General features: G+C 43.1%; 23 protein-coding genes. 18 read left to right on the plus strand and 5 right to left on the minus strand.

The window, feature by feature from the left end; translation table 11 throughout:
* The first annotated feature begins 12 nt into the window (after nucleotides 1-12).
* The 3 genes from AC787_RS10420 (at nucleotide 13) to AC787_RS10430 (ending at nucleotide 3,422) form a co-directional block, all read left to right on the plus strand.
* Complete coding sequence (locus tag AC787_RS10420) at nucleotides 13-1,107, plus strand: spore germination protein (RefSeq protein WP_054024715.1); 1,095 nt, start codon at nucleotides 13-15, stop codon at nucleotides 1,105-1,107.
* On the plus strand, nucleotides 1,104-2,321 hold the full coding sequence (locus AC787_RS10425) for a Ger(x)C family spore germination protein (RefSeq protein WP_235560944.1): 1,218 nt from the start codon (nucleotides 1,104-1,106) through the stop codon (nucleotides 2,319-2,321). The genes AC787_RS10420 and AC787_RS10425 overlap by 4 nt, the downstream gene beginning before the upstream one ends.
* A 165-nt stretch (nucleotides 2,322-2,486) precedes the next feature.
* Nucleotides 2,487-3,422, plus strand: coding sequence for a tyrosine-type recombinase/integrase (locus tag AC787_RS10430; protein WP_054024717.1), 936 nt, complete (start codon nucleotides 2,487-2,489; stop codon nucleotides 3,420-3,422).
* 89 nt (nucleotides 3,423-3,511) lie between these two features.
* Here the strand turns inward: AC787_RS10430 and AC787_RS10435 are convergent, their stop codons facing one another.
* Together AC787_RS10435 and AC787_RS10440 are read right to left on the minus strand one after the other, a co-directional pair.
* Entirely contained in the window at nucleotides 3,512-4,312 is an 801-nt protein-coding gene (locus AC787_RS10435) for a (2Fe-2S)-binding protein (RefSeq protein WP_054024718.1), read from the minus strand.
* A gap of 96 nt (nucleotides 4,313-4,408) precedes the next feature.
* A complete protein-coding gene (locus AC787_RS10440) occupies nucleotides 4,409-5,248 on the minus strand; it encodes a sugar phosphate isomerase/epimerase family protein (RefSeq protein WP_054024719.1) in 840 nt (279 codons plus the stop codon).
* Between the two features lie 144 nt (nucleotides 5,249-5,392).
* On the opposite strand from AC787_RS10440, the gene AC787_RS10445 reads away from it, so the two are divergent.
* Nucleotides 5,393-5,971, plus strand: coding sequence for a class I SAM-dependent methyltransferase (locus AC787_RS10445; RefSeq protein WP_054024720.1), 579 nt, complete (start codon nucleotides 5,393-5,395; stop codon nucleotides 5,969-5,971).
* A 305-nt stretch (nucleotides 5,972-6,276) separates the two neighbouring features.
* Nucleotides 6,277-6,705: a GNAT family N-acetyltransferase gene (locus AC787_RS10450; RefSeq protein WP_054027015.1), complete on the plus strand. Its 429-nt coding sequence runs from the start codon at nucleotides 6,277-6,279 to the stop codon at nucleotides 6,703-6,705.
* Between the two features lie 51 nt (nucleotides 6,706-6,756).
* Here AC787_RS10450 and AC787_RS10455 read toward each other — a convergent pair whose 3' ends face one another.
* On the minus strand, nucleotides 6,757-7,557 hold the full coding sequence (locus AC787_RS10455) for an AraC family transcriptional regulator (protein ID WP_054024721.1): 801 nt from the start codon (nucleotides 7,555-7,557) through the stop codon (nucleotides 6,757-6,759).
* Nucleotides 7,558-7,741: 184 nt separating this feature from the next.
* On the opposite strand from AC787_RS10455, the gene AC787_RS10460 reads away from it, so the two are divergent.
* The 11 genes from AC787_RS10460 (at nucleotide 7,742) to AC787_RS33195 (ending at nucleotide 21,613) form a co-directional block, all read left to right on the plus strand.
* Nucleotides 7,742-8,746, plus strand: a complete 1,005-nt coding sequence (locus AC787_RS10460) for an aldo/keto reductase (RefSeq protein WP_054024722.1) — start codon at nucleotides 7,742-7,744, stop codon at nucleotides 8,744-8,746.
* A gap of 120 nt (nucleotides 8,747-8,866) precedes the next feature.
* Entirely contained in the window at nucleotides 8,867-10,306 is a 1,440-nt protein-coding gene (locus AC787_RS10465; RefSeq protein ID WP_054024723.1) for an SWIM zinc finger family protein, read from the plus strand.
* A gap of 21 nt (nucleotides 10,307-10,327) precedes the next feature.
* Nucleotides 10,328-12,136, plus strand: coding sequence for a hypothetical protein (locus tag AC787_RS10470; protein ID WP_054024724.1), 1,809 nt, complete (start codon nucleotides 10,328-10,330; stop codon nucleotides 12,134-12,136).
* Nucleotides 12,112-13,203: an AAA family ATPase gene (locus AC787_RS10475; protein WP_054024725.1), complete on the plus strand. Its 1,092-nt coding sequence runs from the start codon at nucleotides 12,112-12,114 to the stop codon at nucleotides 13,201-13,203. Before AC787_RS10470 ends, AC787_RS10475 begins: the two co-directional genes overlap by 25 nt.
* Complete coding sequence (locus AC787_RS10480) at nucleotides 13,200-15,527, plus strand: DUF5682 family protein (protein WP_054024726.1); 2,328 nt, start codon at nucleotides 13,200-13,202, stop codon at nucleotides 15,525-15,527. Before AC787_RS10475 ends, AC787_RS10480 begins: the two co-directional genes overlap by 4 nt.
* Nucleotide 15,528: 1 nt before the next feature.
* Nucleotides 15,529-16,737 (plus strand): VWA domain-containing protein, encoded by a 1,209-nt coding sequence (locus tag AC787_RS10485; protein WP_054024727.1) that lies wholly within the window; start codon nucleotides 15,529-15,531, stop codon nucleotides 16,735-16,737.
* A gap of 117 nt (nucleotides 16,738-16,854) precedes the next feature.
* The gene (locus tag AC787_RS10490) at nucleotides 16,855-17,931 is read left to right on the plus strand and encodes a D-alanine--D-alanine ligase family protein (protein WP_054024728.1); all 1,077 of its coding nucleotides are present in this window, start codon (nucleotides 16,855-16,857) and stop codon (nucleotides 17,929-17,931) included.
* Nucleotides 17,932-17,936: 5 nt separating this feature from the next.
* Nucleotides 17,937-19,109 (plus strand): alanine racemase, encoded by a 1,173-nt coding sequence (alr, locus tag AC787_RS10495; protein WP_054024729.1) that lies wholly within the window; start codon nucleotides 17,937-17,939, stop codon nucleotides 19,107-19,109.
* Complete coding sequence (locus AC787_RS10500) at nucleotides 19,061-19,912, plus strand: D-alanyl-D-alanine carboxypeptidase family protein (protein ID WP_235560945.1); 852 nt, start codon at nucleotides 19,061-19,063, stop codon at nucleotides 19,910-19,912. Before alr ends, AC787_RS10500 begins: the two co-directional genes overlap by 49 nt.
* Nucleotides 19,902-20,927, plus strand: coding sequence for an acyltransferase family protein (locus tag AC787_RS10505; RefSeq protein ID WP_054024730.1), 1,026 nt, complete (start codon nucleotides 19,902-19,904; stop codon nucleotides 20,925-20,927). Before AC787_RS10500 ends, AC787_RS10505 begins: the two co-directional genes overlap by 11 nt.
* Nucleotides 20,928-21,163: 236 nt before the next feature.
* Entirely contained in the window at nucleotides 21,164-21,613 is a 450-nt protein-coding gene (locus AC787_RS33195) for a zinc ribbon domain-containing protein (protein WP_235560946.1), read from the plus strand.
* Nucleotides 21,614-21,667: 54 nt separating this feature from the next.
* Here the strand turns inward: AC787_RS33195 and AC787_RS10515 are convergent, their stop codons facing one another.
* Nucleotides 21,668-22,858 (minus strand): ROK family protein, encoded by a 1,191-nt coding sequence (locus AC787_RS10515; RefSeq protein ID WP_054024731.1) that lies wholly within the window; start codon nucleotides 22,856-22,858, stop codon nucleotides 21,668-21,670.
* A gap of 202 nt (nucleotides 22,859-23,060) precedes the next feature.
* Between AC787_RS10515 and AC787_RS10520 the strand changes: the two genes are divergently transcribed.
* Together AC787_RS10520 and AC787_RS10525 are read left to right on the plus strand one after the other, a co-directional pair.
* Entirely contained in the window at nucleotides 23,061-23,708 is a 648-nt protein-coding gene (locus AC787_RS10520; RefSeq protein WP_054024732.1) for a GntR family transcriptional regulator, read from the plus strand.
* Between the two features lie 46 nt (nucleotides 23,709-23,754).
* A complete protein-coding gene (locus AC787_RS10525) occupies nucleotides 23,755-24,924 on the plus strand; it encodes a helix-turn-helix domain-containing protein (protein WP_054024733.1) in 1,170 nt (389 codons plus the stop codon).
* Nucleotides 24,925-25,022: 98 nt separating this feature from the next.
* Here AC787_RS10525 and AC787_RS10530 read toward each other — a convergent pair whose 3' ends face one another.
* On the minus strand, nucleotides 25,023-25,928 hold the full coding sequence (locus AC787_RS10530; RefSeq protein ID WP_054024734.1) for an RraA family protein: 906 nt from the start codon (nucleotides 25,926-25,928) through the stop codon (nucleotides 25,023-25,025).
* Nucleotides 25,929-26,086: the final 158 nt, after the last annotated feature.

A 26,086-nucleotide genomic window follows, 5' to 3' on the forward strand; every position in this document is an offset into this window, starting at 1 on the left:
AGAAGGCATCTTATGAGTAATAGCCCCAAAGATCGAATTACTACCATTCAAACAGCGGTTATCATATCCAACTTTATGTTAGGTTCAGGTATTCTTACTTTGCCTAGAGCGTCCACAACAGTGGTGGGTACACCTGATGTCTGGATATCCGTAATTATTGGGGGTGCTGTCGCGATTGCGGCAGGCGTGCTTATGGCTATATTATCAAGGTCGCATGCAAGTCAAACGGTGTTTCAATATAGTCAGAAGCTTCTTGGAAAAAGTTTCGGAGGCGTGATTGGTCTCGTGGTAGTCTTTTATTTCTTTATGACTGCTGCTTACCAGGTACGCGTCCTTGCGGAAGTGACGGGATTTTTTTTACTTGAGGGGACACCGTCCTGGGCCATTGTCATGGTATTTATGTGGGTGAGTTTGTATTTAATGACCAGTGGCATTAATCCTATAGCCAGATTATTCGAGTTGATTTTGCCTGTAACTATCGTGATTTATGTGTTAGTCATGTTAATGTCTTTAAGGATTTTTGAATTAGATAATTTGCGTCCAGTATTGGGTGAAGGGATTATTCCTGTTTTAAGAGGAGTAAAGACAACTGCACTGTCTTTTCTCGGAGTTGAAATAATATTGGTGTTAACAGCTTTTATGGACAATCCTAACAAATCGGTAAAGGCAGTCGTTTATGGAACAATGATACCATTTTTCATATATTTGCTAACTGTCATTATTGTAATAGGCGGATTGTCGGTACAAGGCGTTATTACAAGGACATGGCCAACATTGGATCTTGTTCGAAGTTTTGAGCTTTCTGGTTTAATATTTGAAAGGTTTGAATCATTTTTACTTGTGATATGGATCATGCAGATATATTCGTCGTTCACTATCTCGTACTATGCATCTGCACTAGGAATATCTCAAATAAGCAAGGTTAAAATGATGAAATGTTTTTATGCTTTGCTACCCATTGTATTTATTGTTTCAACGCTTCCCAAAAATACAAGCTTGCTTTTTGTATTTGGTGATTTGCTGGGCAAAACTGCTCTTTATATGTTCGTTACATTGACAATAATCCTTTTATTGTTGACGAAATGGAAGAAAAGGAGCGTGAAATGATGCTTAATCAATGCAATAAACGGGGACGTTTACTTTTGGTTAGTATAAGCTTTCTAGTGTTAATCTTTCAAACAGGTTGTTGGAGCACGGATGAGATCGAGGATCTTGGTTTATTTGTTGGCATGGCACTTGATGTAGCTAACCAAACCGAGATTGAAAAAAAAATGGACAGGCTCGTTTCTTCATATCGGAAAAAGGATTTAATTACCTTTACGTTGCAAATCATAGATAAACAATCTGAAGGAAAAGATGCTAATTCTGGCGGAGGTACTACAGCAAAACCCTATATAAATGTGTCAGAGACGGGAGATTCCCTCTTTGAAATGGTAAGGGAATATTCAGCTCGAATGGAACGACCCGTTATCGGTCATCATTTGAAGCTGATTGTTATAAATGAGAAGTTATCTCGTCTATACAGTATGAATAATCTTCTTAACTTTGTATTAAGGGACAATGATCTTCGACCTAATTGTCTTATCGTCATGAGCAGCGGTTTAGCGAGGAAAGTATTCGATACAAAAGGTAATTCCGTCATTCCGGCCTTTCGCGTTATTAACATGGTAGAAAATCGTTATCGTACTTTGAAGATTTTACCACCAATGTCTATTATCAAAGTTGAAGGTAAGATGAATGCCAAATCAAGTTATTTGTTGCAAAATGTTGTTGCTACTGATGGTGAAGTAAAGTTCTCAGGAGCATCCGTCATAAAAGGCAAAACTCAAAAATTTAGAGGAAGATTATCGGAAGATGAGTTGTTAGGCGTCATGTGGTTATCAGGCAAAGGAAAAGGGGGTTTAGTGAAGAGTTATGATGAAAAAACAAAGCAAGTTATCGCCTATGAAATAAAAACGATGAAAAGTAAAATGAAATCACAGATCAAGAACGGAAAAATTAGTTTTCATGTGCATATTGAATCAGAAGGCCGGTTGATCGAAGAATGGGTAGTCGCAAATGAACCTACAGATAATGAATTGAATAGTAAGGCTTTACAATCAACAGAGAAAGAAGTAAGACGACTCGTAAACATAGGATTACGTAAAATTCAAAAAGATTATAAAACGGATGTTGTGGGTTTTGGTAAACGATTAAGCATCGAACATCCTAAACAGTGGCAGAAGGTTAAGGATGATTGGGATGATGAGTTCAGTCGGATACCGATAACCTATAGCATAAAGCTGACCATTACCGATACTGGCGCAAAACAGGAGCATTAATCGTTAATTTAGCGGAAATATCCTGATTTGCTTTCTCAAAAAAACTGCGTGAAATACATATTTCACGCAGTTTGCTTTTATATCAACTTTTAAGCTATCATAATAGAGTAATGGTCACTTAAATAGAGCATAAAAATAGGATTTTTATGGAGGATTTTCTTGCGAATGGGACAACATGAGGTGACGGATAGCTACGGATTAGAAATGGAGTTATTTTCGATATGGATGAAAAATAAAGGGATGACGAAGTCCACACACCAAGCATACATAAATGATGTTCGTTTTTTTCTACATACTGTACATCCAACTGAAACGAAAAATATTACGAAAATGGATATTATGCGTTATATGGCCGTTTGCCGTGAGAAGGGAGCAGGAGACGAAGCGCGCAATCGCAAGCTTTCTTCTTTGCGTTCATTTTTTAAAGCGTTGATCGAGATGGAGCATCTAGAAGGCAATCCTGCTGCACTTATTGCAAAGTCGAAACAGGAGAAAAATCGGATTCCCGTTTATTTGGAAGAAAACGAACTTGATGCACTACTGCAGGCGATACAGGGGAAATACTATATTCGAAATGTCGCGATTGTTCTGTTAATGTCCTATGCCGGTCTTCGTGTAGGTGAGGTGCATCGAATGAATGTGCAGGATTTTAGGCAGGATGGCTCAATCCATATTCTCGGAAAAGGGCGTAAATGGCGTGTCATTCCATTGCCTGATGCACTGCAGCATGTTTTAAATGAAGCGCTCACCGAACGCAAGGAATGCAGACAGGGCAAGGAACAACCGTTTTTTGTATCTCAATTTGGTCGAAGGCTATCAATCCGTATGATACAGACTGTTGCCGATGAAACGATCAAGCTGTTAAAAGAAGCGATGCCTGCACTTGCGGATAAACGACTATCCAGCCATAAGCTGAGGCACTCTTTCGCAACGATGCAAATACGCAGCGGTACAGACATTCGGACATTGCAGGAGCTGCTTGGACATGCGAGTATCGAGACGACACAAATTTATACGCATATCGATAATAAACAGCTTCGTAATGCGATGAACAACATTTCAAGCAAAATTCCAATGAAGTTTCAAACTATGGTTACGTAATAATAATTATGTTAACTTATATCGCAATTATGAAAAAACTCAAAAAAAGCTGATAACAAGATACCCGAGGTATCTGTCATCAGCTTTTTTTAATTGGCGCCAGCTTCAACCAGCTTGCGTCGTTCTTCACGTTCTTCAGGCAGCATACGCGGGCAGCTATAACATTTCACACCATCAACACGACAATCATACATGCAGCATGAGGAGCGGAGTACCATCTGAGGACCACCTGGAGACCACGGATCATCGATATACCGAGGTTTGTGTACAAAAGGATTCCGTTTCCGGTTAAATACATCAGCAGAAAGACCCAATATGACATCGAGATCACGCTGTACTCCTGTCAGAAGCGTCTGATCGTTCATATTATATTTTAGAAAATCGATAACGGCATGAATTTGTCCACCAACTTGGTTCCAGATCATAGCGGATTTCACACCGGCGCTTATGGCTACAGCTTCGACAATATCGTTTATCTCATCCATGAAACTAGTTCTGAAGGCATGCTCTAAAAATGGTTTTCTTTCCTGTTCTTCGATTGGCACCTCAGTCCAGCGAAGCTCATTAATTTTGAAGCCGAGATGAGCATGATCGTCGTGTTTTTCAAGCTGGTATGTCAAATTATGTAGTGATAAATCCAAATAACGGTTGTATTGAGCGATAAAAAAGAGATTTGTTATGCACAAATTAAAGAAGGACATTCCTACAAAAGAAGCAGCTAATTGCATGCCCGTTGCTTGCACCATTTCTCCGGCTTTTATTAGCGTTGCATGCGCAACATCTCTATCGTAAAAGCCAGTCGCAGGCAGCTCAAGCAAGGGATGAGCGGCTCCTTTCGGGGAAATATGAAAATATGTTTCGACAAGTGTAAAGTCCATGTCATGTTCCATTTATTTGTGCCCCATTTCGTTTTCTCAAAAATACGTATAGAGTATGTTTGCTCGATAATGATTATCATTATTCCACTCTATAAGTATAGGAGGGGGCTAGCGGACTGTCAATATAAATGGTTCGACTATCGCTTTAACTCGCTCAAGCCCTTCCCACATATCCCCGGGACCATCATAAATAAGGACATAAGCACCTTTAAACCCAACTTGTTCAACTTTAGTCAGATAGGAAAGAAGTTCTTCTTGATCAGGAAAACCAGCCTCATTATAACTAGGTTTAACATGAATCGAGACGCTTAACGCCGCAGTATCGCCTATTTCTGAAATTTTGTCTGCACTATGATAATTCCCGAAATCGGTTATAAATCCTACATCTTTACCAGCTTGTGCAAGCAGCTGAAGACTGCTTTCGGATGTAGACGTAAGCGCTTTGAAGTTTTCGGTTATAACATGAACATTTTTGGAAGCTGCATATTGTGCAAGCTCGGATAAGGCAGAAGCTGACAATTGAATCGCCTGATGATCGTTTGGCGAAGCTTCACCTGCAATAACACGAATTTGTTTAGCTCCACAATGTGAAGCTATATCAATCCAATTCCTTATGAGATTGAGATCAGCGGATCTTTTAGTCGCATCAGGAGCTGTTAGGTCACCATAGTCAAGCAGCAGTGTATCAAACTTAATAGCAGATTCGTCAAAAGAGCGGCGAAGCTGCTCTAAATAATCAAATTCAGTTGAAGGAAAATGAAAATGGCAAACCTCGAGTGCGTGATAACCTCTTGAAGCTGCTTCGGCTGGAAGCTCTAGCAAAGGTGTAAGCAGTGGTTGATCCTGTATCTGCGTCAGATGCGTGTTAGTTTCGTTATCCCATACCGTCCAGTGAAGAGGACCAAGATTACGATGAAGGCTCCATGTACTAATCGATAGATATGACACTAATTATCCCGCCTTTTAATATATTGTTTGAACCTAAGGTTAGCATAGCATGCATCAAGCCGAAAAAAAGCTTCACTTTTGGCATATTACTCCTCTAGTTGGTCATTTTTCCCGATCTTAATGTAAGGGAGGTTTCAGTCAACAATGGGAATAAAAAAATCGATACAGGAAAAATTTTTATTTCTATATAAGTTCTTATATAAGCCTGGGCAAATCGGAAGCGTAATGCCAAGCTCTAAGTTTTTAGCCCAAAAGATGGTTGAGCGTGTTCCATGGCATGAGGTTTATGCGGTTGCAGAGCTTGGTGCAGGAACCGGTGCGATCACAAAGTATATTCAGGAAGCTGTTCACAGTCAAACAAAGGTTTTTCTTTTTGAGAAGGATCCCTATATGTTAAAAACATTAGAAAAAAATTACCCTAATTTTGTATGTTATGAGAACTCGACAAATCTGCAAGCAGTTTTAAACCAAGAAGGAATCGAACAATTGGACTGTGTCATTAGTGGATTGCCCTTTTTCAATTTCAATCAGACGCTGAGGGATATGCTGATGGAGCAAATTGTGAAATCATTGAAGGATCAAGGATTGTTTATTGCCTTTCAGTATTCGCAGCAGATGAAGAAACAATTAAGCACACACTTTCATATTGAGGAAATCAAATTTGTACCTTTGAACGTTCCGCCTGCTTTTGTGTATATTTGCAGGAAGAAGCAGCAGCGCTGAGAGGAGGATCCAGAAAATTACTCGAACCTTGGATATCAAATTGAAAAATAATGTTTGTACTCTACTAAGGGGGCTGCGCAGCATAAGTGAAATTATGTTGTGGGTACCCCTTTTTCGCTTTTTAGTTCGATCGTTTTTTAAGCTTGAGTTAAGTGGAAGGCGCAGCTGAATGCCGCCAGCCATAATATCTTTTCGATTGAAATACCGATAAACTTTTGCTAATCAGGGAAATAGCATTATAATAATACATAGAGACCATTCAGTCGCAGTATTATAGAGATTTCTTTATGGAAGGAAAGAGAAACATGGAAACAAAACGTGTATCGACAGATGAGCAATTGGAAGAAGCATACAAGATTCGAAAAACAGTTTTCGTGAAAGAGCAAGGTGTTGCGGAGGAAGTAGAACTTGATGAATTCGATGCTATCGCTGACCATGTTCTCGTTTATTACGAGAATGTACCGGTTGGAACAGGTAGAGTCCGGATCGTTGATGATATGGCGAAAATAGAGCGAATTTGCGTTTTAGCCTCACACCGCATGCATAAACTTGGCAAAGCTATCATGGATGAGCTTGAGTTGATTGCACATGAAAAAGGGCTTAAGAAAGCGAAGCTGCATGGACAAGTTCAAGCAGCAGCTTTTTATGAAAAACAGGGCTATGAAGTAGCATCCACCATCTTTATGGAAGAGAATATCCCACATGTTAAGATGGTTAAAGTTTTATCACATTAAATAAAATGCAAGGAGAGAGCCAGCTTATACAGGCTCTCTTTTTTAATTGCTTTATACGATTTTTTTTCGATAATGAGTGGGGGACACACCCTTCACTTTCTTGAACATTTTCGAGAAGAGAAGAGGATCGTTATACCCAACAGAATGGGAAATTTCGGATACAGAGAGCTGTAGATTGTTCATTAGATCACAAGCTTTATCCATTCGATAATGCAGTAAATAGGTTTGAGGAGATTGCTGTACAACCTCTTTGAATAAAGCGGATAAGTAAATACGGTCTATGCCGATTAGCTTGGCCAGTTCGGTTATGCTTACTTTGGTATAGTAGTTCATTTTGATGTAATCGATCGCTTTGCGAACATACACATCCTTTGCTTTCGGTAAATAACCCATTTGATTAGGAGCAGTCAACATGTCGATCCAATCCGAAATAAGACGATAGAGGAGACTATGCACGATAAGACCGCTGTTTTTCTCATGTACCCCAGTTTCATCAAGCTGTTCTAACCATGGCTCAAACCAATTTGCTGGAGCATATGTGAAATAAGGGTTTGTTTTGCTTAATTGAACCTGTTCAAGTAAACGATCAACACATGTACCCTGAAAAGCAATCCACGAATAAACCCACGGATCTTGCATGTCCGCCTTCATAAGGCAAATTGTGTTTGGAAATACCATAAAGCCTTGTCCTTTTTTTAAGGCATATGTTTTTCCGTTGATCTGATAGGTGCCTCTGCCTTCATGAATAAATAATATTTTATAATGATCCTTTACCCCCGGTCCCCAGCGATAGCCTGGTTCACAAAATTGTTTCCCGTGATAATAGTAGATCAGGTCATAGCGTTCACTCACTCGTTGTCACTTCCTTTGTCATCGATCTAAAACATATTACATTATGACATATATGACTTGCATGTAGACATTCCTTAATGTAGAAGTATTAAGCTATACTTTGAAAGTAAAAACGGAAAGTTGTGATCATTATAGCATGTTTCAAGTGAAGAAATTATTTTATTAATAAAGGGGAAAATGATAAATGCCTTATGCTGCTGATCCATCACGTTATTCGGAAATGTTGTACAAACGCGCAGGCAAAAGTGGTATCAAGCTGCCTGCGATATCCTTAGGCCTATGGCAAAACTTTGGCGGCAATCAACCGCTTGAAAATTCACGTGCGATGTTGTTAAAAGCGTTCGATCTTGGTATTAACCATTTTGACCTGGCGAACAATTATGGGCCGCCTGCCGGCTCTGCTGAAGAAACGTTCGGGGCTGTGTACAAGAAGGATTTGGCTCCCTATCGCGATGAGCTTCTTATTTCAACAAAAGCGGGCTATTATATGTGGGAAGGTCCATATGGCGAATGGGGCTCACGCAAAAACTTGCTGTCCAGCTTGGATCGCAGCTTAACGAGAATGGGGCTCGATTATGTCGATATTTTTTATTCGCATCGTCCTGATCCAGAAACGCCGCTGGAGGAGACAATGGGCGCATTAGATCATGCTGTTAGACAAGGCAAAGCATTGTATGTTGGTTTATCCAATTACAGTGCGGAGCAGACAAGCGCAGCTATTAAAATTTTGAAACAGCTTGGAACGCCTTGCCTCATTCATCAGCCGAATTACTCCATGCTGAATCGTTGGATTGAGGATGGTTTGCAGGAAGTACTTACGGAGAATGGTGTAGGATCGATCGCTTATTGTCCGCTAGGAAGAGGTCAGCTAACGAATAAATATGTCGATAAAATTGAAGCGGAATCCAAGGCAGCTTCCAGCACGATGAAACCGGAAGCGATTTCGGCAGAACGAGTTCAAAAATTCCGCAGTCTAGAACAGCTAGCCGCAAGAAGAGGCCAAACCTTGTCCCAAATGGCATTGACATGGGCACTGCGCGAAGGCGGAGTCACATCAGCTTTGATCGGTGTTAGCCGCGTTAGTCAGATTGAAGAAAATGTAAAGGCGCTTGAGAGCGCTCCGTTATCAGCTGAGGAATTAGCCCAGATCGACGCTATTATGCACAATATTGGAGATATTCCGTGGTAATACCTAACCCAGGCGCATACGCCTGGGTTTTTCTGTATTTATATAGCATACAAAAGCAGGAAATGATGCGTGTTTTGTGGAAATAAACGTTTAAATCCAACCTGACAAGAGAGGGAAACTATGACCCATCTGACTGAAGCTTATATCGATGCAATGGCTCCCAATGAGGGAGCAATCAAAAACGGTAATGATCTCGTTCGCAAAAATAGCTTTCAGAGATTATGCCGCACGGAAGATGGCTTGTTATTATTCGGGGAATGTAAGGGAAGCGGCAAAGAGCCCTATAGCTGCTCCGTTGATTTCGTTAAAGTCGAACAGCCTGTATTTCGTTGTTCCTGTCCTAGTCGTCAATTTCCTTGCAAACATATATTGGGATTGATGTACGCATATGCTGGAGAAAAGGCTTTTACTATTGAAGAAATGCCTGCTGATATTGCAGATAAGCGAGAGAAAGCGGACAAGCGCGAAGAGAAGAAAAAGGAAGCTGCCGCGATTCCAGCTGGCACGGAGACTAAACGCAAGGTTAACAAAAACGCCCTCGTCAAGAAGCTTGCTTCACAGCTCGAAGGGGTAGAGCTCGCTCACAAGCTCATTCAGCAAATCGTTCAAACCGGTTTAGCGGCCTTGGATAAAAGGTCTATTCGCATGTATGAGGAGCAAGCAAAGCAGCTTGGCAATCACTATGTACCCGGACTACAAGCGGCCTTTCGTGAGATATTGGTTTCAGTAGGCTCTAGCGATAATCCTGAATCCATTTATTCTGAAGTTTGTGAACAGCTTGCTGCTTTGCATGCTTTAATTAAGCGCAGCCGTGATTATCTGAAGGCACGTATGGAAGATCCGAACATCCCAATGGATATCACAAGTGTTCTAGAAGAAAAAATCGGCCATGCATGGCAGTTAGCAGAATTGCGTGAGCATGGACTTATCCGTGAAAATGTGGAGCTTATACAACTTTCTTTCCGCTCCTATTCCGACGAAGCACGCGGCGAGCATGTTGATGAAGGATATTGGGTACAGCTTCAAGCTGGCGAAATCGTCGTCACGCGCAGCTACCGACCTTTCCGAGCCGCCAAACATATGAAGGAAGAGGATAGCTTCTATATGGTTGTCCAAACGAAGGAGTTATTCACTTATCCAGGCGATCTGAATAAAAGAGTCCGCTGCGAGGATATGACGATTCGCGAGCTGAATCCAAGCGATCGTATTGTAATTCGTTCTTTTGCAGAGCGATCCTTTCCAGCAGCAATAAAAACGGTGAAAAATCAACTTAAAAACCCATTAGCAGACCATAACCCGGTCATGCTTCTTCATGCTGCTCAGGTGGCAAATACGGAAGGCGGTTATGTTCTGGTTGATGAGCAAGGAGCCAGACTTCCGCTGGATACCATATCAAAAATGGATCATCCTACTTTACAGCTGTTCCGCAATTTAAACCAAGAGCTGCTTGCAAATGTGGCGGTACTGGTTATGTTCGAGGATCGTCTCACTGAAGGAAGGTTAGTCGCTCAGCCGTTGGCACTAATTACCGAGCAAGAAATGATCCGCTTATTCTATTAATGGTTGACGAAGGAGCCGAGTATGAGTATCCCATTATTGCGAGAATTGCATGAAGATGCCCGCCGTTTAGTCATAGCGGGTGCGGGTATGGCGGTAGATGATATGCGTTTAAAACGATTTCTTCCACAGTTGCAGCAGTTTGGTGAGAAGGCACCGATTTTCAAACGAGTAGCGGAAGAAGTAGAAGGTGTAACGCGTGCTCAGCAAGAAAATGCGGCAGACAAGCTATTGGATTTAATGGTATTACTGCAAGCAGTCTTGCATACGCAAAGTTCTATCGAAGCGCCAGGTGAACTGCTGCCCGCAGGAATCGAACAAACAAATAACAAAGTGATTACGAGCATCCCTTATCGAAAACTTAAGCCGCTCATAGATTCACTGACGCTTCGAGGGCCAAATCGACTGGAAGTCATTAAGCATGGGGTAGAAGCAGGACTGTTTATCGATATCAGAACATTCGCGCCAGCCGTAAACGCATTGAGGGACAGCTATTCTGAAATCGCAGATTATGTCGCAGAACATGTGATTCCACTAATAGGTTCGACTGCTTTGCCAATTCTGCATGGGGAGTTCGATATGCAGGGAGGCAGCGGCGACGCGAGAATGCTCGTGTGTCTTTATAAGCTGACGGAGAACGAGAAAGAACTATGGCCGACTCTGCTGTCTGCACAAAAGGACGGAGGTTTGCCGGTTCGCGTAGCAGCTATTTCCTTAACGGCTGGCTTGCCGAGCTTCGAGGAAGAATTGCTCGATCTATCGCATGATCGGAAAAAGGAGGTTCGCAGCGCTGCATTAATGGCATTATCCCGCTTCCATTCCGCTCATGTCGTGGATCGATTGATGGATTCATTTAAGAAAAAAGATACGGACATAACTATCGCTCCCATCCAAGCGTGTGAACTCCCTGCATTAACCGAGCAATTGCTAACTTTCGGCTTAGAGCTGGTAGAACGCGCCGTTTCAGCTAAACAAGAAGAAGCTTGGAGGGAAAAGCTGACCGCCGTTCTTACTTGTCTAGAATCGAAAACAAACGATCTATCCGTAAGAGATTTTCTAATGCAAATGATAAATAATGATCAGCTTGATTTCAAAGAAATGGAACCGATGATGAGTCAAGCTGCTGACATTATATTAGATTCAAAAAATAATGAGGCATTAGAATTTCTTCATGAGATTCGCGATCGGCGCTCCTATTTGATTGCATATTCGTTCAAAGCTGCACAGCAAGTGCTGAGCCCTGCAGATGTTTTTGATTTATATGAAGGATATGTAGTAGAGAAAAAGAGTAAAACAGCTCGCGAGCTTTTACAAGCCATTTATGAACTTACACCTCATTCGGTTGTTCAAGCCGTATTCGCGCATAATCAAGAGCAATGGAGCTGGGATGCAAGATGGGCAGATCGCTTTATCACATTAAATGAGGAAGAGCTGGTATGCCGATTAGTCGAACGTCCCAATGAGAAGGCAATCCACTATTTAGTCGAAAAAGCGAAAGTAGCGCCTCAGCTAATGAAGCAGCGATCGATCCATATTTTGTACACGCTATTCCGACTCGGACATACTGAAACGCCAGAGATGCTAATGTCAGCACTGGAGCTTTCTACACAAAAATCTTTTTATTATATGGACCGAGATTTGCAGCTATTAATTGCTATGCTTCCTGGCAGATATGCGGAGAGGCTTCAGCAAATAGCAGAAAAAATGTCTAGTGAGCACTCACGTGACCAAATGAAGCAGCTAGCCGAACACATTGCCGCTAAGCCAGCGGAGCTTGAGTCGAAACCAGAAGGAGCGGGATTTCTAGCATGGATCAAAAACAAACTATTTTAAGATTGCCTGCAGAGCTGTTATATGCGCATGAGCTGGAAGCGCTGAAAAAGCATGACAAAGGAGAGAAGCCGGCAGGCTGGCAGCTATCGCCGCGGGCTGTGTTAACTTTTATAACAGGTGGTCGCGCTGGTAAAGTTGAAATTACGCCAAAATACATTGGTCATACGAGATTAGTTGAAATTGCGATTGCGACACTGCTAACTGACCGTGCATTGCTGCTTATAGGGGAGCCAGGAACGGCGAAGTCATGGCTCTCAGAAAATCTGACGGCAGCCATTCACGGTGATTCATCAAAAGTCATTCAAGGAACCGCCGGAACGAGTGAAGAACAGGTACGATATTCTTGGAATTATGCGATGCTGCTAGCTAATGGACCATCCGAGGAAGCACTCGTCAAAAGTCCGATTTATCGTGCGATGGAAGCAGGAGGAATCTCGCGGTTTGAAGAAATATCACGATGTGCCTCAGAAGTCCAGGATGCTTTGATTTCCATTCTATCGGAAAAGACGATCTCTGTACCTGAGCTTGGCAGAGACATCCCGGCTGCGAGAGGTTTCTCCATTATTGCAACAGCGAATACGCGCGACCGCGGTGTCAACGATATGTCCGCAGCTTTAAAGCGGCGTTTCAACATCGTTGTGCTTCCGGCACCATCAGACTTAGAAACGGAAGTAACAATCGTTCGCAAACGCGTAAGCGAGATTGCTTCCAATTACCGGCTTGGTGAAGCGGTTCCCGAAGAGGAAGCGGTGCGCAAGGTCGTTACTATATTCCGCGAACTGCGCAGCGGGATGACTTTAGACGGCAAGGAAAAGCTGAAGCAGCCAAGCGGTGCAATCTCGACTGCGGAAGCAATATCCTTGCTGATCAATAGTATGGCGCTTGCAAGCAGCTTCGGCGATGGTCAAGTAGCCGAGGAAGATCTAGCTGCAGGCTTGCTCGGAGCGGTCGTTAAGGATGAAGCAAAAGATGATGCGGTGTGGAAGGAATATTTGGAGAATGTGATGAAAAAACGGGGAGCCGAGTGGCGAGGGCTATATCGTGCTTGCCGTGAGCTGAGTTCGTGAGTACGGCTGCCGTATCCAATTACGGCGTCCATTTATTCGGCGTACGGCATCTCTCACCGACCGGAGCATTTCATTTGCAAGCTTTTCTTCAAGAAGTAAAGCCACAGCTCGTGCTCGTAGAAGGGCCTTCGGATGCAACGGAGCTCATTAGTCAAATCACGTTAAAGGGTGTAAAGCCGCCTATTGCCATATTAGCTTATACTGATCAGCTGCCAATCCGAACGCTTGTTTTTCCGCTAGCGGAATATTCTCCGGAGTATCAAGCATTCTTATGGGCAGCTAGAAATGGCGTTGAAGCTAGGTTCATTGACTTGCCGTCTGATGTATCGGTTAGCCTTCACGTGAAATTGAGTGCTGCTAGTGAAAAAGCTGGTTATGCTGAAGGCGCACGCACGCATCGTGAACAAATCAATGATCGTTATGAGCAAGTCGCCATTTCAGCGGGAGAATCAGATTACGAAACCTATTGGGAACGTTCATTTGAACATAGCAGTGAGCCTAACACATACCGCCATGCCATTCATGCATTTTCAAGCGAGATGCGGCAGATTTCTGAGACTGATGAACGTATTTATACGCCACTAGAGACTGCTCACAATGATATTCGCGAGGCTTATATGCGTGCACGGATTGCTGAAGCGATTGATGGTGGCATACCAGCTGATCGAATTGTAGTCGTAACCGGAGCGTATCACATTTCAGCACTTGAAGCGGGATTTGATGGCATGACTGAGCAAGAAGAGGCAGCATTGCCAAAGATACCGACCAAGCTGACGCTTATGCCATATTCGTATTATAAGCTATCAAGTCATTCAGGCTATGGAGCAGGCAATGCGGCTCCGTCTTATTTTGAGCTTGCTTGGCAATGTTTAGTCAGCGGTGACCACGGGAAGTTGTCTTCGCTTTATTTAGCAACCATTGCGGGTTATATGCGGCAGAGTGGAAATTTCCGTTCAGCCGCATCAGTAATTGAAGCAGTAAGGCTAGCTGAATCACTGGCTTCCTTGCACGGAGGAAGATTGCCTACACTGCGTGATCTTCAAGATGCCGCAATTACTTGTCTCGGATATGGCGAGCTTTCGATTGTAGCTGATGCGCTCGCAAGAACGAATATCGGCACCGCAATCGGTTCTTTGCCAGACGGAATAAGTCAAACCCCTATTCAAGAGGATCTCATTCGGAATTTGAAGGGATTGAAGCTGGAAAAATATAAAACGACGGTGGCGACTGACCTAGAGCTTGATCTTCGGGAAAACAGAAGGGTGAAATCGGAGGATGCCGCTTTTCTTGATTTAAGAAGATCCTTTTTTCTTGAGCGCCTTCAGCTCCTAGAAATTAGCTTCGCTAAGAAGAGGGCAGTCAAACAGGACGGGGCAACATGGGCAGAGCATTGGGTGCTGCGCTGGACACCAGAAGCTGAGATTGAGGTCGTTGAGTCTATTATGAAAGGGGAGACGATCGAGCTAGCTGCGGCTTTCTCGATCAAGGAGTCTTTGGCGCAGAGTGCTAACATACTCGAAGCAGCAGCACTCGTTAAAGCTGCATGGCAATGCGGGCTCCCTACATCAATGGAAGATGCTCGACGCACACTGCAGGAGCTGGCTGTTGAAGCCGGAGACTTTGCTCAAATTGCAGGGACACTTCGTGAGTTGTCTATACTCGTTCAATTCGGCGATGTTCGAAAAATGGATACTGCTGTGCTCGTTCCTCTGCTTCAACAGTTATTTTTGAGAGGAACGCTACTCCTTGTTGATTCATCAATATGCAGTGACGATGCCTCTACAAATATGGCTTCCGCGATCATCGATATACATGCGGTATCGCAGCAGCACTTTGAGGTTGTTGATGACGAGCGATGGGTGCAGCAGCTGGAGCAGCTTGCTTATCGCGATGATCGTAATGCTAAGCTGTCAGGTCTAGCATTCGCCTTGCTCCTTGAGCGTAACCTGATTGACAATGAGCGGTTAGCACGAGAAGTGTCAAGGCGATTATCCCTAGGCATACCTGCTGATATCGGAGCAGGCTGGTTTGAAGGCATGTCACTCCGCAATCGTTATGTGCTGCTGTCTCGAAGGCAGTTATGGGAACAACTCGACCTTTATACGCAATCACTTGATGAAGAGCAATTCAGACGATCACTTGTGTTTCTTAGAAGAGCTTTTTCTTCCTTCGAAGCTAGAGAGAAAAACGCGATTGCACAATTATTGGGTGATTTATGGTGTTTTGGAACGATAGAGGCGGCAGATGTATTGCAGCGGCCACTCAGCAATGAGGAGCAACAAAAAATAGACGAACTCAATGAGTTCGACTTTGGAGACTTATAACATGAGCAATAATGAGCAGTTCGAACAATTAAAGCGCTGGCGCCTCATTCTGGGTCAATCTGCAAACGATAAGCTGACAGACATGGCGAGCGGTCAACAATTGCTCGATGATGAGCTTAGCTTGATGGATCAAGCACTTGCAGCCATTTACGATGATACATCGGAGATCATGACAGATAAGCAAAAAAACAGCGGCGGACGTTCAGCAAGTCTTGGCGCGTCATCTCCCAAACTAACAAAATGGCTTGGTGACGTACGGAGCTTCTTTCCCTCTGATATTGTGTCGGTTATTCAAGCGGATGCGATTGAACGGAAGGGCTTGACACAGCTGTTGTTCGAACCTGAGACGCTAAGTCAAGTGAAACCCGATATTCGGATGGTAGCGACACTCATTGCGTTAAAAGGGCGTATCCCAGAAAAAACAAAAGAAACGGCGAGATTGCTCGTACGTGAAGTAGTCGATGAAATATTGGCACGATTAGAGCATGAAATACGCCGTGCTGTTACAGGAGCTCTGAATCGAAGAAAACATTCACCGCTGCCATCGATGACTGGTTTGGATTGGAAAACGACGATTCGCAGAAATTTGAAGCATTATGATTTGGATAGTCAAAAACTTATTCCGGAACGGTTTTATTTTTTTGAACGAGCTCGGCGAAGTAAGGAATGGACAGTCATTCTTGATATTGATCAAAGCGGATCCATGGCGGATTCGGTCATTTACGCTTCCATTATTGGCTCTATTTTTGCCAGTTTGCCTGCCCTTGATACACATGTTGTTGCATTCGATACGGAGGTTGTCGATTTAAGTGAGCAATGTGCCAATGATCCGGTCGATATGTTATTCGGCATTCAGCTCGGTGGCGGGACAGACATCAACAAATCGGTTCAATATTGCGAGCAGTTCATCAGCGACCCAAAGAAAACGTTGTTTATTCTTATTTCGGATCTCTATGAAGGCGGCAATCAAGCATCACTTATTAGGCGGATGGAGAACATGCGGCAATCTGGGGTTAGCGTCATTTGTTTGTTAGCCTTGTCGGATAGCGGCACTCCTTCCTATGATGTAGCACTCGCGAAGCGGCTGTCTACATTCGGTATTCCTTGCTTCGGCTGTACGCCAGACCGGCTCCCAGAGCTGATTGCGGGTGCGCTGCAAGGGCGAGATTTGCAGGAGCTTGCCGGTGCAATCGATCCAGCGGGCAAATAAACCTTATAAACAATTTATGGAATCTTAAGCTTTAATTAAACTTTACTTACAAGCCTCTTAACGATTGACGGTTATCTTTAGTTATAGATAACAAGTCGATTTTAGGAGGTTTTTTTCATGCAAACAAAACTCTATGTCCTATACGGTGGTAAATCCGTCGAGCATGAGGTTTCATTAAAAACAGCATATACGGTCATAAATTCTATAGATGATTCTAAATTTGAAGTATTCCCAATCTATATTACTCGTGAAGGACTATGGTGTACGCCAGACAAGCTAAATCGTGAAGGACTTCAATTAAACGATCTCATTGCCTTGCCGAAGCATAGGAGCGAAGCTCAGTCCATCGGACAGGTGTTAATTAATCAATTAGCATTATCAGGGAAAAAAGTCGTCTTGCCGCTGCTGCATGGCTCGTATGGAGAGGATGGAACCGTACAAGGACTGCTGGAATTGCTCAATGTTCCGTATGTTGGAAATGGTGTATTGTCCTCAGCTCTTACGCTGGACAAAGCCATATCGAAGCAGCTGTTAGCGCAAGCTGATATTCATCAGGTCGATTATCTGGTATATCGATATGATCAATGGCTGGAAGATCATTCGCAAGTGCTGCAAAAGGCAGAGGAAACGATTGGCTATCCTTGTTATGTGAAGCCTGCTTCACTTGGATCAAGCATCGGCATAAGCAGATGCCACGGCAAACAAGAGTTGGTTGCAGGCATTACAGAAGCATTTAAGTATGACAACAAAATCGTGGTTGAGAGCGAAGTGTTAGGTAGAGAAATACAAGTGGCTGTTATGGGTAATGAGAAGCCGTTTGCTTCACTGCCAGGTGAATTCATACACAACCATGTATTTTTCGACTTTGAGTCCAAATACATGGACAAGCAGCTTACGATGTCGATTCCAGCCCTATTATCCGAAGAAATCACATCGCAAATTAGGGAGCTTGCCATCAAAGCTTATCACGTGCATAGCTGCTCGGGGCTTGCCAGGGTAGATTTTTTCTTAGATGGTGAAGGTCAGTTGTATTTGAATGAAATCAATGCGCTGCCTGGATTTACGAATTATAGCATGTATCCGGTGATGTGGGAGCGTACGAATGGTACCCGTTATTCAGAGCTAGTCGAGAAATTAATTGATTATGCTTTCACGCGTCATGCCGAAAAACAATCAATTCAGTATACGAGGTGATCGATATGCTTAGAGATACTTGGGCTGAGATTAATTTGAACCATATACGGGGCAATCTGATTCAAATTCGCGAAACGTTGTCAAACCATGTCAAGCTGATGGCTGTCGTGAAAGCTGATGGCTACGGGCATGGCGATCTTGAATCCGCTCAAATGGCTGAACAAGCGGGCGCGGATGTTCTGGCAGTTGCTTATTTAGAAGAAGCGCTCCGCCTAAGATCATATGGAATAACGCTGCCTATCCTTATTTTGACACCCATTCATGCTGAATATGTTCACTTGGCGATAGAGCATGATTTGATGTTAACCGTTATAAATGCCTCATGGTTCAAAGAGATGAGAAAATACAAACCGTCCTCATCTGCCAAGAAGCTTCTGATACATGTGAAAGTGGATACGGGATTGGGGAGAATTGGCATTCAATCTCAAAAAGAATGGGACGAGCTCGTGCCTTGGCTAACGGCGGCAGATATCGTAGTAGATGGGTTTTATACCCATTTTGCCACCGCAGGCAAAGCAGACACTACATTTCTTGAGCTTCAAACGAATCGATTCATGGAGATGATGGATTGGAGTAAAAAATCTGGACTCTATATTCGCCATTATCATTGTGCGGGGAGTGCAGCTGCGCTTCGTTTCCCGAAGCTTGCGATGGATATGGTACGCATAGGTGCAGCGATGTATGGCTTTTATCCGGAAAAGCTTGTACATTCTGTGAAGCTTGAACCTGTCTTAAGCTTGCATAGCAAGCTCATGCAGATTAAGAAGCTGAACAAAGGAGAGTACCTGGGATACGACAATTCTTATCAGGCAGATGAAGAGCAATGGATTGGAACGGTACCTATTGGATATGCGGATGGCTGGTCACAAGGTATGCAGAACACCGAGGTGCTGGTCAACGGACAACGAGCAAAAGTCGTCGGCAAAATATGCATGGATCAGCTTATGGTAAAGCTGCCTGGACCTTGCGCTGAAGGAACGCAGGTGACTTTAATCGGACGACAAGGAGAAGAAGAAATCACGTTTGCAGAGCTTGCCTCACATATCGGCAGCGTATCACAAGAAATATCAACGTCGCTAACAGCTAGAGTGACAAGGAAATACAAAGACGTAGAGGAGGCTTGGACACATTGGGGCAAACGAACCAAACAGAAACCATTCAAGAAAGCGGTTATGTAAAACATACCGCGGTTCAAGTTAGTCGAGCAGAAATTTATGAAGGACATCTGGTATTGGTCAATCAAGCCAACCCAATAAAACAGCCCATTCCTTTAGACAAGCTGATCCCGCTTAGCACAAATCCTGACATGATAGAGCTGGAGGATGGCATGCTTTTGGAGAAAACATGCTTGCAGCATTTCATAGCGCTTCTTCATGAATCGCAAGGAATGAATGACATCGTATCTGTTAGCGCTTTTCGAACGAGAGAGGAGCAGGAGCAAATTTATGAAACCTCACTAGTGGAAAACGGTGCCGAGTATACGGCTTGTTATGTGGCGTTACCAGGACATAGCGAACATCAAACTGGACTTGCCATTGATGTTGGAAAAATTGACGACCAAGTTGACTTTATTGCGCCGTCTTTCCCGGATAGCGGTATCTATATGACTTTTAAGCAGCTTGCTGCGGAAAATGGCTTTATTCAGAGGTACAAAGCAGGAAAAGAGGCCATTACAAACATCTCTTGTGAGCCATGGCATTTCCGTTATGTTGGTTATCCACATGCCGAAATCATGGAGCAGCATGATTTGTGCTTAGAGGAATACATCGATTTTGTCCGAAAATTTAGGTATGGCGGAGATTATCTCACCGTCGAAACGGAGAGCATGCTTGTACAGATTTATTATGTGCCGGCAGAGGATGGACTAACCACGTCCGTTCCGATTATAAATGGTGATCTGTATCGTTTATCAGGCAATAACAGGGATGGTTTTATCGTCACGGCTTTCACCGGAAAAGGGCAAATAACGCATGGTCTCTAAACCAAATTACAGCGGGCTCGACTGGCTTAAATTTATTGCGGCCCTATTCGTTATTGCCAACCATACCAGCCCTCTGCTTTCCTATAACGAATATACCGATTTTCTATTTAGCGGTATCATCTCGCGCTTAGCGGTGCCCATATTTTTTATGTCAACAGGCTTCTTTTTCTTTCGGAAGCTGACAGGAGATAAAGTTAAAGATCAAAAGGCATTATTCGGCTATATAAAAAAAATCGGATGGCTATATTCGATCGCTATTTTGTTATACATTCCTTTGAATGTGTACAAAGGTGATTTCTCTGATCATTTCACCTTCGTATCCTTTATGAGAGATATTGTTTTCGATGGAACGTTTTATCATTTGTGGTATTTGCCTGCGCTGATCATCGGACTTTTTATTACTTATTATTTGTATCAGAAATTGTCGCTTTCCATGTTGCTCGTTATTGGTTCTTTGCTCTATGCCGTTGGACTTCTTGGCGATAGTTATTATGGGATTACGCAAAACATAGCCTTTCTAAAGCATTTCTATGAATGGATGTTTCATATTTTTGACTACACACGAAATGGTCTTTTCTATGCACCAATCTATCTCATATTGGGCATATGGGCAGCAAAGAAGCCGCAGCCGGCTAGAAAACCGATCGCATACGCCGCTTTGTTTCTCGTATCGTTGGCTCTTATGATTACTGAAGCCTCTATACTGAAAGCTATACAATATCCACGTCATGACAGTATGTACGTATTTGCTTGGCCTGCAACTTATTTTTTGTTTCAATGGGCATTATCCTGGAAAGGCCGAACAGGCAAAGCATTCAGGGAGTGGCGAGTATGGATTTACATTTTACACCCGATCGCTATCGTGCTTGTTCGAGGCGCAGCTGAGTTTGTGAAGCTAGAGGCTTTATTCATCACAAATAGCTTGATTCATTTTGTCGCTGTATGTCTTACATCAATCTTTATGGCTGCAGTCGCCGTACGAATATCCGTCATAAAATTTAAGTTTCGACCATAGATATGGTAATGGGAGATGTTCGTTAGGCAAGGGAACGAGAGGAGAGGCCGCAGCGAAGGAGCATTACATGCAGCTAGGAGGGATTGCAATGAGTATCGAATTGCTCATTCAACTACTCGTGCTTATCGTAATGATCATCGATATGGCCAACAGATCGAAGGATTCTTAACGCAAGAAGACAAAACATCGAAAGAGATGTTTTGTCTTTTTTTCGCGGTTGTATAAAAGGAAAGGAAATGGCAACGCAGCAACGAATATCTTTATATGCCGTTATACTGAGCAATCGTTCACATAAGTTTGCTTTTGAGAACGTATTAGAAGGAAGGAGTATCTTCATGATTGAATGTCCTTGGTGCAGCAACCATGTTATTCTCGAGCATAATTATTGTCCGGAATGTAAACAAGAAGTTCTAGATGAGCATTTAGTTCCCTTCCTTGAAGAGCAGGAACATGAGCTGGAAGATTCTGTGCTCGAGCTGGATGAGCGTGATATAAACAGCAGAATTGCAAATTCGTTCAAATGCACAAAATGTTACCATGATGAATGCGACATAAATGAAGTGGCCATGACAGGTGCAGGAGTTAGCAAGCTTTTAAACATTCAATATCAACATTATTTATTCGTTTCCTGTATGCAATGCGGGTTTGTTGAAATATATGATCCGACTATACAAAGAGGCCATTGATTCATAAAAGAAAGAACGATGCAGGTGTTAACCAGCATCGTTCTTTCTTTTCTTCTAACTTAGCTCCCAATCCTGAAGCAGCATAATTGCCGCACCAGCGGTCACGGCATCCTCAGTCAGTTGGCCTTGCGAAAATTTGGGTTCATATTGTGGCGAGTAATAAATATTGCTCCGTGCAACTTGAATCACCGTTTCATAGATTGTTTTATCCACATTGACGAGCGGACCACCTAATATGACGGCTTCTGGATGCAATATATTTATAAGATTAGCGATACCTATTCCAAGATAGGTAGCCGTTTGTAGAAATTGCTCCGTAATGAATGCATCTTTTTGTATATAAGCTTTTTGAAGAGCATCAAATTGAATTTCTTCTGGCGGAATATCGATTAACGAGCTTGATCGGCCAAGCTTTAATTGAGAGCGTATTTTCTTCTCCAGCGCCGGAATGGAAACAAGCGCCTCAAGCGCTCCATAGTTACCATCGTCACCAAGCCTTGGACCATCCGTCTGAATGATCATTTGACCGAATGAGCCTTCCATATCTACGGCGCCTCTAACGATTTGTCCACCGGACATCATGGAGGTACGCAAGCCAACTCCCGCATGAACATAAAGCATATGCTCAAGCTCTTCATTGCGCAGCGCCCAGTGCTCGCCAATAATTGCTGTGTTCGCTCCATTATCGAGTAGGGCAGGCATGCCAAGCCGCTGCTCTAACCAGTCACAGATGGGAATATCTACCCAGCCTCGCGCAGGAAAATAGCGGGGTTTCAATATAACGCCATCTTCACGACTTAAGGGGCCTACGGCACCAATCCCGATTCCAATCACTTTATCACGATCAATGTTAAAGTCACTCATCATACGTTCTGCGATTTTAGTGATTTTGGTCACTAGTGTCTCCGGCGTCATTCGCTCATCCATTTTCCATCGCTCGAAAGCAATCGGCTTTAAATTCAAGTCGTACAAGCCTATAGATGAGAAAAACCGGGAAATTTCCAAACCAAATACAGCACGATGCTCCGGATTGACGCGATATAAGATAGGTTTTCGTCCACCAGTAGAACGTCCTAGCTCAGAAGCAAGAATTAGACCATCCGTCAGTAATTCCTCCAGCAATCTCGACAAGCTGGTGGAAGTTATCGATAGTCGCGCCATTAAGGCTGCTTTGGAAACGAGTCCATCGCGAATAATGAGATCAAAAACTTGTTTTTTTATTGTCGGCTGCTTTACATTCATCATTAAATCTCCATTTGTCCAAGTAATTTTATCGGATATTAACCAATCTCTATTATATTCTCTATTGATTTGCATGACTAGATAAAGCCAAAAAAAATATTTATTCGACAATATAATCGGTTGTTATAAATAGGAATTGGTTCTATAATCTTGTTATAAAGCAGATTATCGATAATCGATAATCGGAAACGGAGAAGTGAAATTGATGTTTGAGAACATGCCGATTCCTTTAGTTAACTCGATTAGCGAGCAGGTCTACACTGCATTGAAGAAAGAAATTCTAGCAGGTGAGCTGCAGCCGGGTGCTAGATTGCTCGTGCTTGAGATCGCCAAGAAATTCAACATCAGTCAAGCACCGGTTCGCGAAGCGCTGGAGAGATTGAAGTCAGCTGGATTTATAACGGGTATTCCAAATAAGGGATCGATTGTTTCTTACATAACGGATAAGGAAATTAAAGATATTTTCGAGCTGAGAGAGATCATTGAAGGTTTTGCTGTACGACAATCCATGAAGCAATTAAACGAAAATGATTTTAACTACTTAGAAGATATTATCCGTCAAATGGATCTCGCTCATGAGCAAAATGATATATTGAACATTTTGGAGCTGGATATGGAATTTCATGGTTTTTTTTATAGACGCTGTGATAACCATATGATTCTTGATCTGTGGAATCGAATGCGAATCAAAGTGATGCGGTTCATGGCCATATCGAATCGCTTTTACTCTACAGAAGAGCTGGCTGATTGGCATCTTCGGCTGGTAGATGTTATGCGCTCAGGCGATGCTGCACTAGCGGAAGAAGCCTTTACTCTGCATATGCACTCTTACAAAATGATTCATCTCAATTAAAGTCATTCATTTCACAAGTCGACCTTACCAGAGGGGGATATGAAGAATGCTAAGCGAGGGGTTATTATTTAAAGAAGATGTTATTCTTACTTGGATGAGGGAGCGTTTCCTACGAAACTTGATGTCTGATGCCAGTGCAATGAAGTCGGATTTGAAGGCAAGCTTATCCAGGCTTCAGCTAAATCCTTATTACACCTTTCCGGCTTTGGCTCTAGTTGAGCCGACTGTTCATTTTGAGGACGAGCATGAAAAAATAATTTATTTGGAACAAATCCGTGATTTTTTACAGAAGAAAATGAACGAAAGCAGCGTCGTTTTTGTGGATGAAGAGGGCAGAGTCGGTATGCTCTTCTCATGGGTGTCGAAGGAACCTATCAAAACGATTCAGACCATGCTTAAAGAGCAGTATCGGCAGCCGTTTAATATTGGGGTAGGAAAGCCATGCAGCCATCTCTATGATATTGTACATTCTTATCGGCAGGCAGCACGCGCGCTGCAATATAAGTTTTATAGTGGAACGGGCAAAATTATTTATTATAGTGAGCTGGGACGATATGAATCGCTGCATCATTACCCTTCAGATAAAGAGAAGGAGCTGTTCGATGCATATAAAGCCGCGGAGACGACAGCGGAGATTGAACAAAGTGTTCAGTTTTTTTATGATGTGTTGCTTCAAAAGGGGCCGCTCGATACACAAAGCGTGTACGATGTGACAGTTAGGCTGCTCGTAGGAATAGAGAAACGTGTGTTGTCAGAAGCAGAGCATGTTAGCACGTATGACAGGTTTGACGTCATGTCGATCGTGAAGCTTGCGACGCTGGAGGAAATTAAGCATTATGTTATTCATTTTCTGATTGGTCTGAAGGAAGTGCTCACGCATAGCCAGAAAGAGAGTCACCGCAGCATTATTAAAAAGTCGATTCATCATATGGAGCAGGAATGCCAATATGTGTCCCTTCAAAGTGTTGCTCAGAAGGTTTATATGACACCAACCTATTTGAGTCTGTTATTCAAGATGAATACAGGAAAAACGTTCATCGAACATTTGACGGATATTCGTATGGATAAAGCGAAGGATATGCTGAAGAGCACTCATTACAAAAATTATGAGGTAGCAGAGAAGGTTGGTTATCAAGATCCGCGATATTTTAGTCAAATCTTCAAGAAAAAGGTTGGGCTCTCGCCTAGTGAATATCGGGAATCTATTGGTAAATAAGCTTCAGCTCATAATAAAAGGACTCTATCGGCGGCGTGAGCCAGCTAGAGTCCTTTTTTCATGCATGTACATGCTTGCGCTCGTTTCAACCTGAGCTTCTAAAGTCGAACATCGCTTTGCGGACCGTTGCGATCCTTCATTTGTGCTTCCGCAAGCTCTGCTTCCCAGTTTAGATGACGATATTCCGCTGCGGCTGCATCATTTTCGAACCAATTCAGAAAATCCGTCCAAAGCCCAACGTCCCAAGCGGCATCAATTTGCGCTGTCGAATAAATGCTCTCACGCAGCCTTACGAAGCCGAACACATCTCGCACTTGTGATTTTTCCGCTTGAACGACAGTCAGCTCAGCCAAGTGAGGCGGAATGAAGATGACGCCAGAAGGGGTGCCCAGTACGACATCGCCAGGCATACATATGGCTTTGCCAATTCGTGTCGGAACGTTCATGCCTACCATTGTCACGTCTGCAATAGCAGTAGGATCGCTGCCGCGATAGAACACATTAATGTTTTCGATTTCAACGATTTGTTGATTATCGCGAATGCCGCCCCAAATCACCGCACCGCCGCGCTTCGTGCGCGTGGAGATGGCAGTGGATAAATTTCCGCCTACATAGGTGCCGAGATGTACTTTATCGAACATATCCACGACCGCAACATCGTCCTCCACAAGGGAATCGATCACCCATTGATTGAAAAAGCCTTTGCGATCCTCTTGTTCATGCCCATAGCTCAGCAAGGTTTCATGTAGATCCGGCCGTTTTGGCACCATTACGGCTGTTACTGCACGTCCGACCATTATTTTATTCGGGTGAACGATTTTGAAATCCCCTTCGAACTGGTAAGCATAACCTCTGTTCCAGAGCGGACCCCAAGCTTCCTCCAATGTAATTTTACGCATGCGGCGAAGAACATCTTCGGAAACCTTAGGGCGTCCATTCGGAAAGCGTTCTCCCTCCCAAAGCGGCGTAATCTGAATCATGTCTTCCGGATTATCAAATTTCATCTGAGCACCTCTTTTTGAAATAGTGTGTTGATGGCTGGTGTGGATTGCTTCCTAAATCTATTGTTAGGGACTTTCGCGTATTTGTCGATGCGACTTTCTTAAGGCATTTTGCGATAATCTATGAATTTTTCACACTATATAAAAACAAACGATTTCAT

The organism is Bacillus sp. FJAT-28004 (assembly GCF_001280845.1).
GTDB lineage: Bacteria > Bacillota > Bacilli > Paenibacillales > Paenibacillaceae > Pristimantibacillus.